The 15504-nt window shown below is 37.2% G+C and carries 9 protein-coding genes; 4 read left to right on the forward strand and 5 right to left on the reverse strand.

What is annotated here, in order from left to right; translation table 11 throughout:
• Positions 1 to 423: 423 nt before the first annotated feature.
• Both ACQKIM_RS26430 and ACQKIM_RS26435 read left to right on the forward strand, forming a co-directional pair.
• Positions 424 to 1677 carry a M15 family metallopeptidase gene (locus ACQKIM_RS26430; protein WP_427549606.1) on the forward strand — a complete coding sequence of 418 codons (1254 nt, stop codon included), beginning with the start codon at positions 424 to 426 and terminating at the stop codon, positions 1675 to 1677.
• Between the two features lie 154 nt (positions 1678 to 1831).
• On the forward strand, positions 1832 to 3649 hold the full coding sequence (locus tag ACQKIM_RS26435) for an S-layer homology domain-containing protein (RefSeq protein WP_427549609.1): 1818 nt from the start codon (positions 1832 to 1834) through the stop codon (positions 3647 to 3649).
• Positions 3650 to 3857: 208 nt separating this feature from the next.
• Here ACQKIM_RS26435 and ACQKIM_RS26440 read toward each other — a convergent pair whose 3' ends face one another.
• Positions 3858 to 7604, reverse strand: a complete 3747-nt coding sequence (locus ACQKIM_RS26440) for an InlB B-repeat-containing protein (RefSeq protein WP_427549611.1) — start codon at positions 7602 to 7604, stop codon at positions 3858 to 3860.
• A 392-nt stretch (positions 7605 to 7996) separates the two neighbouring features.
• The gene (locus tag ACQKIM_RS26445) at positions 7997 to 8548 is read right to left on the reverse strand and encodes a pyridoxamine 5'-phosphate oxidase family protein (RefSeq protein ID WP_427549614.1); all 552 of its coding nucleotides are present in this window, start codon (positions 8546 to 8548) and stop codon (positions 7997 to 7999) included.
• A 426-nt stretch (positions 8549 to 8974) separates the two neighbouring features.
• Between ACQKIM_RS26445 and ACQKIM_RS26450 the strand changes: the two genes are divergently transcribed.
• Positions 8975 to 9967 carry a hypothetical protein gene (locus ACQKIM_RS26450; RefSeq protein ID WP_427549617.1) on the forward strand — a complete coding sequence of 331 codons (993 nt, stop codon included), beginning with the start codon at positions 8975 to 8977 and terminating at the stop codon, positions 9965 to 9967.
• Positions 9968 to 10108: 141 nt separating this feature from the next.
• Here ACQKIM_RS26450 and ACQKIM_RS26455 read toward each other — a convergent pair whose 3' ends face one another.
• Positions 10109 to 10480, reverse strand: coding sequence for a cytochrome c oxidase assembly protein (locus ACQKIM_RS26455; protein ID WP_427549620.1), 372 nt, complete (start codon positions 10478 to 10480; stop codon positions 10109 to 10111).
• Between the two features lie 328 nt (positions 10481 to 10808).
• Between ACQKIM_RS26455 and ACQKIM_RS26460 the strand changes: the two genes are divergently transcribed.
• On the forward strand, positions 10809 to 12455 hold the full coding sequence (locus tag ACQKIM_RS26460; protein WP_427549623.1) for an alkaline phosphatase: 1647 nt from the start codon (positions 10809 to 10811) through the stop codon (positions 12453 to 12455).
• Between the two features lie 113 nt (positions 12456 to 12568).
• Here ACQKIM_RS26460 and ACQKIM_RS26465 read toward each other — a convergent pair whose 3' ends face one another.
• Positions 12569 to 13996: an amino acid permease gene (locus ACQKIM_RS26465; protein ID WP_427549625.1), complete on the reverse strand. Its 1428-nt coding sequence runs from the start codon at positions 13994 to 13996 to the stop codon at positions 12569 to 12571.
• A gap of 279 nt (positions 13997 to 14275) precedes the next feature.
• Positions 14276 to 15181: an arginase gene (gene rocF, locus ACQKIM_RS26470; RefSeq protein ID WP_427549628.1), complete on the reverse strand. Its 906-nt coding sequence runs from the start codon at positions 15179 to 15181 to the stop codon at positions 14276 to 14278.
• Between the last annotated feature and the right edge of the window lie 323 nt (positions 15182 to 15504).

A 15504-nucleotide genomic window follows, 5' to 3' on the forward strand; every position in this document is an offset into this window, starting at 1 on the left:
GGCAAAGCGAGTAGCCTGGAACGGAAATCACCTTCATTTGACTTAGTAGTGTTCACAAAGAGTCCCTTGACCATTTAGTTTTTCAACACTATGAATTTAGCTTGTTAAGCTAAATTACTCCGTTAGCCATTCATGAAGCACAAAAATCAGCATTTCCCCACAGAAAATGAAAGATGACTATGGAAATGATTATTGTGTCACTAAACACCTCGTGTCTAAAAATATTTTTAGTCAATACGATAATGAAATAAAAGAATATATAATCACTACTAATGTAATAAAAAGGATAGTGTGTTTACAAATAGGATAGTAAAAAGGTAATATGAATGTATATTTTAGAAAATGATGGAGGAATTTGAATAACAAAATTACTATTCTGATAGATGTAATGAGCTGTCCAAGAAATTAAAGGAGAGAGTTTAAGTGTGTAAAAAGAGAAAAATAGGAAAGATATTAATTACTTCTATGATGGTAGGTTCCTTGTTGCAGGTGGGAACAGTTGTTAATGCGGAAGAGCGAGGAGCAGAGTCAGCAACAAATGCAATGACGCGATTGGCAGCAGCGGACCTTACTTCTTACAAAGATTTTGATATCAATGCAAGCTGGGCGCCAGCCATGAGATGGGCAATAGACGAAGGAATTATTTCAGGCTATCAAAATCAAAAACATCCATCTGACCCGAAAAAAGGCGTGGGCAACTGGTTAGATCCTCAAGGTTATGTAACAGAATACCAAATGCTGACGATTATATTAAAATATCAGGAACCAGACAGTTTTAAAAGAGAAAAGGCAAATACATCGAAAGCCAATTTAGACAAAAATTTTGCGTTTACTGAGTATAAGCTAGCCAAGGATTTAGGCATGGTCACGAGAGGTTCTACAACCAATGTAACATTTGCTTCACAACATGTCACACGTGGTCAGTTGGCACGAGCATTAGTATCATACATATACGGAAAATCCGTCACGTTAGAACAAGCTGTAGAATTTATGTATGCTAACAAGTTTATGGTAGGGAAAAATCTAGAAAAAGGACAAACACTTGATAATTTCGGAATAACAGACAAATTGACGAGGGCACAACTTGTTGTAGTGTTGGAGCGTTATGTGAAACAACCTGAACTTAAAGATACGCTATCCGAATCAATGATTCGCGACATGCAGAAGTGGGAAGAAAAAACGCAACTTGTTTGGGAGGATAAGGAGCCCGGCTTCGAAACGAAAGAAGCTGCCGAGGCAAACATGACCCAGATTACGGTTCCGGTTTGGAAGGTCACTACAAAGGGCGACAAGGCCCAAGGAAAAGCAACGCTGACTGTACATAAGAACTTGGCTAAAACCTACAAGGCGATTTTCCAAGAGATCTTCAATGGACCAGAGAAATTTCCGATTAAGGACGTAGGCGCATACTCTTGGCGCACCAACGTCAATTCCGAGCATAGGAATGGGACAGCCCTTGACATCAATGCAAGTGAGAATATGCATTGTGAGATTGATAAGAATGGCAACGTGACCAAGATTCTTTCAGGTAGTTTTTGGAAACCTTACGAGAACATATATTCAATTACAGAAGATGGGGATGTAGTTAGGGCGTTCAGAAAACATGGATTCTCTTGGGGCGGAGACGCTTGGAGTACGAGCCGTGATTATATGCACTTTTCGTATTTTGGAAGCTAGTTTTGCTGAATCGTGTTAATTCATACGCTAGTTTCTTTGTGCTCTTTTTAATGGATATTGATGTGAAAGAAATACTACATAGGGAAATAAATCAGGTAGAATTTGTATAATTTTCGTTAAATATATGTGTGATATCACCAAGGAGGTTTTGCATTTGAGCAAAAAACATAATTACTCACTATTTTTTAAAGTGACAACTGCATCGGCTATCGTTGCATCGATTGTCATTCCAATCGAAACTACAAATGCGATGTCAGATGTACCTTCAGATCATCAATTTTATGATGCCGTAAAAGATCTTCAAGAACGAGGGATTATTGGCGGCTATGCAGATGGAACATTTAAACCAGAAAAAAATTTAACACGTGGACAAGCTGCGAAAATACTTGCGGGTGTGCTGAAGCTAGATACGATTAATGTCCAAAATCCAAATTTCAAGGATATTCCCAAAACACATCAATATTACGGTGCGATTGCCGCTTTAAAAGAGGCAAATATTATTGATGGTTTTGGGGATGGCACATTTAAGCCTGAAGATAACGTACAGCGCAATCACCTAGCGAAAATTTTGGCCAATGCGATGAATTTAAAGGCAATGAATAGTGCACATCTGCCGTTCACAGATGTGCATGAAAATTATCGAGAATCGATTGCTGCGCTATATGAAAATGGTGTAACAAAGGGAAAAACGGAGACAACGTTTGATGGTAGCTCCTATGTGACACGTGGACAAATGGCTGCCTTTATCGTACGTGCCGAAAAAATCATAGCACAGACTCAAAAGTTTCCATTTGAATATGTAGATACTTCTAAAAACACTTTAAAACCAAGCGTACATGGAAATTGGGCTGCTTCTATCAAAGATTATATTTTCGATAACAACGATAATACCTTCTCAACGTTAGAAGTAGATAAAAATATTAAAATTACTACATACGACAGTCAAACTAAAAAGCTTTCCGAAAAAACGTTAGCGTTAGAATTACCTCTTTTCGGCGCTTTTTATAGCGGTGAAACCTATAATTATATTGCCTATGGTCAAAATAACCCGAATGAAGAAAATATAGAGGTTATTCGCATCGTCAAGTATGATAAGAACTTTAACCGAATTGCTGCAACATCGGTTAAAGGAGATGAGATTATTACCGTAATACCCTTTGACGCTTCATCGGGAGGAAGAATAGCAGAACAAGGTAACACACTCGCATTCCATTCATCACGTGAACGTTATAAATCAAGCGATGGCTTAAATCATCAATCTCAATTAACATTCGAAATTAATACAAGTTCAATGGAAATAATTAATACATTAGGAGAGTTTCAAGGGAATCATGTTAGTCACTCCTTTGATCAATATGTGTTAATGGATGGTGAAGCACCTGTATATTTAGATCATGGTGATGCTTATCCGCGTAGCCTCGTTCTTCATAAATTAATAGACGCATCTAGTAATAAAAAGAATAGATACTCAAAGAAAGAATTTTTTCCTATTTCTGGAGGTGTAGGTGACAATGTAACCGGTGTATCTATAGGGGGCTTCGAACAATCCCCTACGCATTATTTAGCTGCCTTTAACTCTGTCAACCAAAATAAACAATACTATCGCAATGAAACAGTTACACGTAACATTTACCTATACGGCATTCCAAAGGATTTTTCAAACACGAATGATGCTGCTATTATAGAAACAACGATTGCTAATTATGAAAACACAGCCTGGTATACAACAACGCCTACAATTGTAAAAATAACAGATGATAAATTTGTTGTACTATGGCAAGAATATTTAGATGATAAGATTGGTAGCTTAAAATACCTCTATGTGAATGGACAAGGAAAAACAACATCTTCAATTCACTCAGCAGTTGATATGGAGCTATCTACCGTCCAACCGATTGTAAAAAACAATAAAATTATTTGGTATACTACTTCAAATAATAAAAAAGTTATGTATGGACTAGAAATCGAATGAAGTCATGTGGATGGCTCACACTTCTCACCATGAAAACTTTGTTGGAGTAAGTGGCACCCATTTCAAGGACAAATTTAAAAATAAGATGACGTAAAGAACAGATAGGGGTGTCTGAAAGCGATAGTTCCGCTTTTAGACACCCATTTATAGTTTTATTGAAACATTCCTGTTTAAAATATTTGTTAAAGATTCCCTCTAAAATAGCTCATTATTGATTAAGAGCTCGGTACATCAAAGCCACAAATTGAGCACGTGTGACAGGATCATTAGGTTTAAAATAACCATTCGAACCTAAGGCAATACCTTGTTGTTCTAAGGCAGCTATATTGGCATAACTCCAATGGTCTATACTTACATCTTTGAATGAGCTCGTATCACCTGATGGCAGTTGAAGTACCGCCACCAGAATTTTTGCCATTTGGGCACGAGTCAACCATTCATCTGGATGAAATGCTCCGTTCGAGCCATCAATAATGCCTGCCCGTTGCAGCTTTGTAATCGCCTCATAATAAGGATGACTAGGCAGAACATCTGAAAAAGAGGTAGCCTCACGGGATGGTTCTAGCTCAAAAGCTCGTGTTAGCATAATGGCAATATGCTGGCGTTTGATAAATTCATTAGGTCGAAATGATTGATCAGGATAACCTGTAATAACCCCTCGCCTCGCCATATCTTGAATCATCTCCCACGCCCAATGTGATTTCGGTACATCTGAGAACACATATTGCTGCTGTTCAGGTTCCTGCTCAGTTGGCTCACTATCTGGATGTTCCTCAGGTGAGGGGGTTGAATTTTCTGGTATTGACGGTTCAGTCGGCGTCGGAACTGGATTTACTGGTACTGTTGGAGTTGTCGGTATTGATGGATATTCACCAGTTGAATTTACCGTCCATTTGGCATAGAGTGTTATATCCTCTGTTACCACATCATTTGTAAAATTCCATTCTGTTGTGAAAGTTGCATTCTTGTACCACCCCATAAAAGTATACCCTGCCTTAGTCGGTGCTTTTGGTTTGGTCACTTTTTCCTTATATACTATGGATTCTGATGCTACTGCTGAACCACCATTTGTGTTAAATGTCACACTGTAACTATTCACTGTCCATTTAGCATAGAGCGTTGTTTCCGCTGTGATTACATCTGTCGCAAAGTCCCACTCGGTTGCAAGGGCACTTTCCTTAAACCAGCCTGCAAATGTATACCCTGCCTTACTTGGTACTGTTGGCTTTGTCACTTTTTCATTATAGATTACTGAGTCAGATGCTACGACTGAACCGCCGTTTGTGTTAAATGTTACGCCATAACTATTCACTGTCCATTTGGCATAGAGCATTGTATCAGCCATGATTACATCTGTGGCAAAGTCCCACTCGGTTGCAAGGGCACTTTCCTTAAACCAGCCTGCAAATGTATGCCCTGCCTTACTTGGTGCTGTTGGCTTTGTCACTTTTTCATTATAGATTACTGAGTCGGACGCTACGACTGAACCGCCGTTTGTGTTAAATGCCACGTCATAACTATTCACTGTCCATTTGGCATAGAGCGTTGTATTCGCTGTGATTTCATCTGTGGCAAAGTCCCATTCGGTTGCAAGGGCACTTTCCTTAAACCAGCCTGCAAATGTATACCCTGCCTTACTCGGTGCTGTTGGCTTTGTCACTTTTTCATTATAGATTACTGAGTCGGACGCTACGACTGAACCTCCGTTTGTGTTAAATGTTACGCCATAACTATTCACTGTCCATTTAGCATAGAGCGTTGTATCAGCCGTGATTACATCTATCGCAAAGTCCCACTCGGTTGTAAGGGCACTTTCCTTAAACCAGCCTGCAAATGTATACCCTGCCTTACTTGGTACTGTTGGCTTTGTCACTTTTTCATTATAGATTACTGAGTCAGATGCTACGACTGAACCGCCGTTTGTGTTAAATGTTACGCCATAACTATTCACTGTCCATTTGGCATAGAGCATTGTATCAGCCATGATTACATCTGTGGCAAAGTCCCACTTTGTTGTAAATCCAGCATTCTTATACCAATCTACAAACGTATATCCTGTTTTGATTGGTTCTGTGGGTGCAATCAATTTATCTCCATGAGTAATGGAAAGGTCTGCTATGGAATTACCACCCTTTGTATCAAATCCAACGGTATATTGTTTAGGAATAAGTGTAACGGCTGTGCTTGTTAACTGTGCTAACCCTGGTGCATCAAAAGCCAACTGCGCTCCTGTCACTTTAGCTGCATTCATGGCACCTAAATTAGAAAAGCTGATGATTCCAGCATTTGCTGTAGCCGTTAGGGTCCCAGTCAATGTCCATGCTCCAACATCTTTCTTGGTCACTGTAACGACGTTTGTATTGTCGTTCACACTTACGTTTCCATAGCCATCATAAAGGGTCAATACAGGCTGTTGCCCAAATGCTCCTCCATTAACGGATGGAGGAATAATATCTGTTGTCAACTTCATCACTGTTGCATTTCCTGCTATTGGCGTAATTATTAGCGAATTTGTTGTAGCAGTGTCAACACCTGATACTGCTAATTCAATTGTTTGAGCCAACGCTGCATTCAGTTTTAAGCTTGATGTTGCTTCACCATTTGTGAAATTTAGCGCAACTATCTCACTCATTGAAGTCAATATTTGACCATTAAAGCTACCTATGAACCCATTCGGAGCCTGTTTATAGCCGCTAATTGTCACGTTTTTTATACCATTAAATGTAGTGTCTTTATCACCTAATGCATTCTTGACAGATAGCGTGATGCTATTATCCATACCGACTATTGGTGTTGATGTTGCTACTGTAGCAGTAACCGATTGGGCTGGTTTAGGATTTAATTGTACACTGGCTGTTGCAGTTATTGGATTACCTCCAACACTTGCACTAATTGTCGCCGTACCTACTGTTATTGGGGCAGTTAAGGTCGCTGTATAGGTACCACTATTATGGTCGACTACATTCCCAACCGTTCCTAGTGTTGAGGAAATAGCTACTGCTGCTCCTCCAGCCTTGATCTCATTGTTCTGAGCATCCTTCAATTTCACGGTAATTGTTGCCTGACTTATTCCATCTGCAAAAAGAGAACCAATGTTAACTCCGACTGTACTCTTTTCTGTTGACGGTGAACCTGGAACGAATTGCACGCTGGCTGTTCCTGCTATCGCTTTACCGCCAACAGTTCCACTAATTGTACCAGTGCCAGTAGTTGTCGAGGCAGTTAAAGTTGCTGTATAGGTGCCATTATTATTATCTGTGACAGCACTAACTGTCCCCTGTGTAGATGAAATAGTGACCGACTCTCCACCAGTTGTCATATCAGTCCCCTGAGCATCTTTTAACTTTACCGTCACTATTGCTTGGCTTACTCCATCTGCTACAAGAGTAGAACTACTTACAGATATTTGACTCTCTGCTGGAGATAGCGAATAATCTGGAATCATGTACGTTCTAAATGAAAAATCATAGTCATCAAAAGCAGAACCTCTTGGATAGGGATTACCTGACTTGCCATACCAACCAAAGCCATTAATTCCACCGTTTTCAGTAGAAATTATCATTCGATAACTCATATTCTTTTTCAGATAGGGTTTATTGTTGCTGAAATCAACGGATAACCACCCGCTACTAATATCAGGTCTTGTTGCTGAAGCAATAGGTACGGACATATTTCCTTCGTCGTAAATTTCTATTTTAAGGGCTCCAGGTGAACCCCTATAATCGAATATATTAATGTCAATCTTGCTAAGATACCCCGAATATGCAGGCATAAATGACTGACTTTTTGGAAGTTCGGCATTAACCCAAATATTACCACTTTGTAGCGGTTGTTCCTGATCTACGATAGCTGTTTCCATTGCATCAGCAGCTTTAACACTTTCACTACCAGGTGGTATTAATGAACAAAATGCAAATAATAAAATAATTACGCCCCATTGCTGAAATTTCTTCAAATAATTCATCACAATCCTTTATTCTTCAATATTTGATTTCTTGTTAAAGTATTAAAGTAAAGCTCCCTTCCTATAGAACTCTTGGATTAACTTGTTTCTAGAACCATCCTCACCTGTTATTAATTTTTTCTTATCGTTGAACTTTTTATTTTCAACTGAAAAAACTATACACGATAAAGTTTAAAATTAGGTTAAATTTTTAAAATTTTATGTAATGATTTATGAAAGTAAGGTTTTTTCATAAAAAAACACCTCCACATTGGTTTGTAGGATCATTACCTATTTTCAACGAAAGGCATTTTTGTCTTATATTTAAGTTCATTTCATCTGAACGTTACTAAGTAGTTGGTTATTTACCAATTTTCTAGTCTTCTTTATAGACTTTAAAGTAATTACCTCAAATCCTGTGTAACGAATCTTCCTGGATAAAATTTTAGTTGTTCAGTTAACAGATTTTCCTTTGCGGTCAAATTTAGTGGTTTTATTTTAAAAATAACTGTTTTACTGCCTAAGGATGATTGGTATTTATCAATATGAGTTTTTGATAAAGGCGCTTTATAATAATCTGGTACATATTTATCTAGCATACTTTGCATGGCAGCAGTTGCTTCATCTAAATCAGTGACAAATTCTACTTTACCATTTGCAATAACACTCATGTAGGCTGTATCCGTTTCGGCAGGCGTTGGGTCTACCATAGTGCCATAGTTTTCACTAATTGTAATACATGCATTCGTATTGCTATTCATAATGTTTATTTTCCTTCCTTCATTTGCTCCATGAAAATAAAAAATCCCATCCTTACATACAAAATTTAATGGAATAACATATGGCATGTTATCGTCAACTAGCCCAAGAAAGGCCGTTTGAGCACTTGCTAAAAAATTATTGATTTTTCTTTCATCTGTACAGGATCTATTTGACATTCGAATTGCTGGTTCCATTAGTATTTCATCTCCTTATAAGTAGTCTAAGCGGTTAAAACCAGTCTATAATAAGACTTTTTTTATAAAAAGAGACAGTTTTATGAAAACTAATGGGTACAACTGGGGCTTCCATGTTGGGTTAGAGAAAAGATGCATAAATATTTATCCATAAATACCATAAGCAAATCAATTTAATCATTAATAGTATATTTCATATTTATGTAAATAATTTTCAATATTATTATGTTCTGGTTGCACATAGTCAATTCTTATTATCTTCTCTGTTTTTAGGTTGGTCTATGCTATTAAAATAGAAATAAGGTATTTTTTTGTATAAATGTTAACATTCCTCAGTATTTAACATCTATTAGGATTGCTAGGATATATATAACTCGAGTGTTTAGCTATAGCAAAACTATTAATAAATTGGAGGAGATTTTTTCTATGCAAACTACAATTGATATTGATCTTAAATTAAAACAGGGGTTCTGTTCTTTGTTTCCAGATTATGCGACAAAACTAGAGAAGGCTACATCACAGGAGGAAATTAATCAACTCCAAGCAGCATTCATTGAAGAAAGAAAGCTGGAGTTAGCAAAGGTTTTAGGGAAGGATATCTTGGAGCTGAATGCAAGCGATTATACAGCACCATTTCCTTTGAAAAAAGAGACGTATGAGATTCTTGTTAATGCTACTGGAGATACGATTAAAAAGCAGCTTCATGTCATTATTGATGGTCTTGAGCGATTAAAAGGAATGGAAAATGATGAGGCGGGCCTTGTAACTGCACAAATGCTTCTTTCTGGTGTATTAGGAATTGGGTTATTATCTACATCAACAGTTGTGGCAAAATTGGCTGTAGGTGCGGTAGAAGCTGTTGCTGCATTAGCCGGTGTTACGGCTGCAACAGTAGGAATAGTTGTTGCGGTTGTAGCCCTTGTTATTGTATCTATCCTAATCCCAATTATCTACTTCATGGAAAAACCTGCAAATGCAATTGTATTGTTAATAAATGAATTAGACAAGCCACTCGTATTTGAACAAGACCATAATGTGCGTGGTGTACCAGCACTTATGACAGAAACGATACCAGAGGGCATTGAGATTCCTGGGATAGCGAAATATCCTGTTGGTGGATTAATAGCATCCCAAAAAGCAGAAAAATCTTTATATGGAACACAATACGGTTTTACGATGCGATATGGCAGTACAGATACTAAATTATCTTTTGGTGTAGAATGTCCTTTAACATCTCTTTATCATTATAATAATTGTTATTGTGCTATAGATGAAAGTGCCAAAAAAGCCGCTGAAACTACTACAAAGAAAAATAAGCAATTGTGGGAAACTGAAAAAGATGGCATCAAATTAAGTATCCGTTGTAACTCAGGTAGTGGCTCCATTGCCTATTATGTAGCACGCGCATATAAAGCATAGCATGCAGAAGAATCCCTAACAAACTCTTTAAAACAGATCTGTTGTTAGGGATCTTTTTTATATCTAATCATAAGATACAGGAAAGAGTTAGCTAGATGGTACGACCTTTGTAGATAAAGAACCTCTTGTTTTTTTAAACCATTAGTAAAATAGTAAATAAACGAGTCCAATTTCAATTGCATCTCCACCATAATACATTATCATTGCTCCAAGTTCTGCCTGTTCGGAAGATACATGATTAGGAGGATGAGCATAAATATATTTGGATAATATTGAATGAGCTGTTAATGCTACTAATAAAACGATGGAACGGAAGATATAAGATTGCTGATGAGAAGTTGGATCGATATAGATAAAAGCAATGGTAAATAAATAACCAGCTAGAAAAATATGAACGTGGATCAAAATAAATAAAATTGAGTTTTCATGCATCATGTTAAAGAGCGGTGTAGTATTGAATTGAATTAAAGAATAAATTAGACGCTTCTTAAAACGATGGACGCACTTTTCCACCCTTATGACAGTGGTCCCCTTTGGAATGATTAAGAATCAGGAAGAAATATCGATTTATTTTAAACGCTCCCCTTCTGAAATAACTTATATTCTTTACTTATGGACTTTTTCTTTTTTTAAAATAAACAAAAAAGTGTCGGATAATCTGTTTTTTCTGAACCAGTTTGACCTACTATTATTATCCTTTTAAATATCTATTTCGCCTATAAATTCATCCTTTCAAGGATATCAGTTAACAATATTACCATAAATTATTAACATCTATTTAATTATGACTTTACAACCTTCCTTTAAACTTACCATTGAACTCATCTAAAGGAGGAAAATCATGAAATATTCTAAAAAATGGACTTCTTGGCTTTTAGCAAGTGCTCTTACCTTATCAACAGTTAGTATCGCTACACCACAAGTACAGGCAGAAGAAGTAAAAAAACCAACAAATGTTATTATGCTTGTGATGGATGGTAGTAGTAATAATGCTATTACTCTTTCGCGTTGGTATAAGGGAGAAAGCTTGGCAATAGATGAAATTTTAACAGGTGCCATGCGTACGTACTCTGCTGAGTCAGCTATCACAGATTCCGCTCCTGCAGCTACAGCTTTAGCAACTGGACATAAGTCAAATGATAAATTTATTGGTGTATTGCCATCTGTTGTTAATTCACCTGGATTAGAGCAAGTTGCCAAAGAGGATGCATTTAGACCAGTGGCGAATGTTTTGGAAGGCGCTAAACAGCAAGGTAAGGCCACAGGATTAATTTCTACCTCCGAAATCCAGCATGCTACACCAGCAGGCTTCTCAGCTCATGTTAATAATAGAAGCCAATATGGTGATATCGCTGAACAGCAAGTCTACCAAAATATTGATGTTGTGTTAGGTGGTGGCTTAGAATCTTTATCACCTGGAGCAACAAAAAATGCGCGTAAAGATGGCGAGGATTTATTGAATGTCCTTAAGGAAAAAAATTATGCACTTGTCAAAACGCGGGATGAACTACTGAACAGTCAAGCATCAAAAATTTGGGGTAGCTTTGCGCCAAGTGCCCTTGCCTACGATTTTGATCGTGCCAAAACAAGAGCATCTGAGCCAACGCTTGCTGAAATGACAGAAAAAGCGATTAATACGCTGAAAAAGGATGAGGATGGCTTCTTCTTATTTGTAGAAGGAAGTAAGGTGGACTGGGCAGCTCACGCAAACGATACTATTGGGATCATTAGTGATATTTTATCGTTTGATGATGCAGTGAAAGAAGCAATTGATTTTGCGAAAGAGGATGGAAATACATTGGTGGTTGCCGTTACAGACCATGGCAATAGCGGTATTACAATGGGGAATATCAATACAACAAGTACTTATTCAAGCATTCCTGTTTCTGCCTACATTGATCCTTTAAAGAAAGCTACAATGACGATTGAAGGTGCATTAGGGCAATTAAAAGAAGATCAATCAAACTTAGCAGAAGTTGCTGCACTTTATGGACTGGATAATTTAACAGAGGAAGAGCTTACTACATTAAAATCTGCTAAAGACTTAGGCAGTGAAATGGTCAAAATGCTTGCAAATCGTGCCAATATTGGCTATACAACCGGTGGACATACTGGTGAGGATGTATTCTTATACTCCTTTGGCCCCTCTAAAATAACTGGCCTTGTCGAAAATACTGATTTAGCGCATGCAATGGCAAAGTTTATGGGCTTTGAGTTAGATAAGCTAACAGAGGAATTATATATACCTGCAACAAAAGCATTTACAGAAAAAGGCTTCACAACAAAAGTTGATGTAGCAGATAAAGAAAATCCTACGTTTATTGCCCAAAAAGCTGATGTTACCATTACCATTCCAGTAAACAAAAATAGTATAGTGTATAAAGACGCTTCAATGAATACGTCTAAAACATATACATTTGATACAATCAATGTTTATAACGGTACAGAATTTTATGTTTCAAAAAAGGTTTTAGATACAATTAAATAATATGGAATATGACATCATAAGCTAGATTTTCAGCTTATGATGTCTTTTTTTACTTGTGGAATGACTGCAATTTTGTAGTTATCTCACTTAAGGCATTTATTGACTCTATTTGCTTATAGATACATTTTTTGTTCTAATTTCAACTGCACTTCTTGTTGGTTTATTTTTAAATTTGTAACTTTCTTTACTTTTACATAATAAACAATATAACAGCCGATAAAGAATGCTCCTCCACAATATAAAGCTAATCGTTGAGATGGATCAAATGCCAAGCTTGCCATGACAATACAGTTTGCTGCTAAACCTAAAATTGGGACGAGTGGATAAAGTGGGGCTTTGAATTTTAAATCCTCCACTTTTCCACCTTGACGTATATAGGATCTTCTAAATGCAATTTGGGAAGCAGTAATGGCAATCCAACCAATCTGTGCGCCTAAGCCTGCTAGGGAAAGAAGCCATACAAATACTGTTTTTGCAGCGAATACGCTTGATAGCAATGACAAACCAGCCACAGCAAGTGTAATCAGTAATGCATTCATAGGAATCCCTCTTTTATTCACCTTTCCTAAAATGGGACTTGCCATCTTTTCGACAGAAAGGGAGAATAGCATACGTGTTGCTGCATAAAGTCCAGAGTTAGCAACAGATAATAATGCTGTTAGAATAACAAAATTCATGATATCTGCTGCATATGGAATTCCTATACTATCTAGCACAACAACAAATGGACTTTCAACAACACCTGCTTTTTCCATAGGTATCATACCTGCAAGTATAACGACAGATAATACGAAGAAGAAAAGTGTCCGCCAAACTGTTTGTTTAATCGATTTAGGGATTGTCTTTTCAGGATTTTCACTCTCCCCCGCAGCAATACCAATTAATTCAGTACCCTGGAATGAAAAATTCACAGTAATCATGGTAATTAGTAAGGCTGATACACCATTTGGAAAAAGACCTCCCTCATAAAAATGAGAAAGCAATGGTGCAGCTGTTCCATCTTTCATATCGATCAGGCCGAACATAGCCGCCCCACCAACCGCAAGAAACATAATGATCGCCAGTATTTTAATGCTTGAGAAGACAAATTCTGCTTCACCAAACGCTTTTGCTGATAAACCATTCAAGACAAAGAGCAGTGCGGCAAATAACAGGCACCACATCCATACTGGTGATTCTGGGAACCACCTCTGCATAAGTTGTCCAGCCCCTAAAAATTCGAGTGCAACAGTTACTGCCCAGCCTAACCAGTACAACCAACCTACAGCAAAACCAGTTGCAGGACCTATAAATTTCGTCGTGTATGTTTGGAATGAACCTGATACTGGCATAGCAACAGACAATTCGCCTAAACATAGCATTGTTAAATACATGACAATTCCGCCTACTAAATAAGAAAGTATGGCACCAGTTGGTCCAGCTTGATTAATTGTGTAGCCTGACCCAAGAAAGAAACCAGTTCCAATACATCCTCCTAGTGAGATCATAAATAAATGTCTTGCTTTCATACTTCTCTTTAATTCATATTGTTCTGCTGCCATAAAAAACTCCTTACGCAAATTATCTTGTAAGCACTTTCTTTTTTAAGTGTAATATGATAACTATTAGAAATTTTAGTAATAGATAGGCTATCAATTTAATATATTTTATGAACTGTCAATATTCTGACAAAATAAATGCTAGTGATTAGCTAGAGCGATTGCCTTTTCTATTGTAAACTTAATCTAGGGAGAGCTATTTTCTTTCATTTGGTTGTGGCGACCTCATATTTTAAGAAAAGTTCTTCCTTTCTAAGATAATTTATTGTCCTTATCCATGACTTAAAGTAATGTATCGCCGAATAAAGAGCTGATTAAAGCTACAGCAGCGATAGCCGTTTTATTATATTTATCTAATACTGGGTTTGTTTCTACAAACTCTACTGAGGTAATGATATTTGCCTCTGATAGCATTTCCATAGCTAAATGGCTTTCACGATAACTAATACCACCTGCAACTGGTGTCCCAACACCTGGTGCATCGTTTGGATCAAGTCCATCTAAATCTAGAGATAAATGGACGCCGTCTGTACGTTCCTTTAAATATTCAATCGTTTCTGACATAACGGTTGTCATACCTAATCGATCGATCTCATGCATGGTATATACTTTTATACCTTGTTCTTTAATAAGCTGCTTTTCTCCTGGATCTAAGTCCCGTGCACCAATAATCACAACATTTTCAGGCTTTACTTTTGGAGCATAACCTCCAATATTAGTGAGTGCAGGATGACCAAGACCTAAGCTTACAGCCAAAGACATTCCATGTATATTGCCCGAAGGAGAGGTTTCACCTGTGTTTAGATCGCCATGGGCATCGTACCAAATGACACCTAAATTTTCATAATGCTTTGCAACACCCGCTAATGTTCCAATAGCAATACTATGATCCCCTCCTAAAACTAACGGAAAGCGGTTTGAGGAAATAACATGATCTACTTTTTGACCAAGCTTGTCATTAGCATCGGCTACAGTTTTTAAATTTTTTAAGTTTGTCGTTATTTCTGTTTCTTCATTTTCATTTACTATTTTGATATTCAAATCCCCTTCGTCATAAACCGAATAGCCAAGGCCCTCAAGTCTGTCTGTTAACCCAGCATATCTAATAGCACTTGGTCCCATGTCAACCCCTCTTCTAGTTTGACCAAAATCCATAGGCACCCCAATAATTGTAACTTCTTTGCTCATGATGTTTTCTCCTCTCGATTAATTACTTTCACAGTATAAAGAAAATGAAAAATTGACTCAACCCAACATTATTTTAAATTTTTATACAGTTTGGATTATTAAAAACATAGATTCTTTCTTGTATAAAAAAATGCATAAACACTATTATAGTGCATAACAATACGTTATTTTCCAATTAAACTTAATTTTTTTGTCAGAAATTTCAAAACTAAAAAATAAATACTATTCTATTTTTGGCTCTTCACCAAAACATGTGCTTGACTAAGAGCCATACTGAATCCATTCGGCATTGCATTCTAGTAAAATTGTCTCTTTATAGTGCT

Origin of the sequence: Lysinibacillus sp. NPDC047702, from assembly GCF_050272555.1 — a bacterium.
GTDB lineage: Bacteria > Bacillota > Bacilli > Bacillales_A > Planococcaceae > Lysinibacillus.

Bases quoted from the DNA above. Each gene is read 5' to 3' on its own strand.
- ACQKIM_RS26445 (WP_427549614.1), bottom strand. From the start codon at position 8,548: ATGGAACCAGCAATTCGAATGTCAAATAGATCCTGTACAGATGAAAGA.
- ACQKIM_RS26450 (WP_427549617.1), top strand. From the start codon at position 8,975: ATGCAAACTACAATTGATATTGATCTTAAATTAAAACAGGGGTTCTGT.
- ACQKIM_RS26460 (WP_427549623.1), top strand. From the start codon at position 10,809: ATGAAATATTCTAAAAAATGGACTTCTTGGCTTTTAGCAAGTGCTCTT.
- ACQKIM_RS26465 (WP_427549625.1), bottom strand. From the start codon at position 13,996: ATGGCAGCAGAACAATATGAATTAAAGAGAAGTATGAAAGCAAGACAT.
- rocF (WP_427549628.1), bottom strand. From the start codon at position 15,181: ATGAGCAAAGAAGTTACAATTATTGGGGTGCCTATGGATTTTGGTCAA.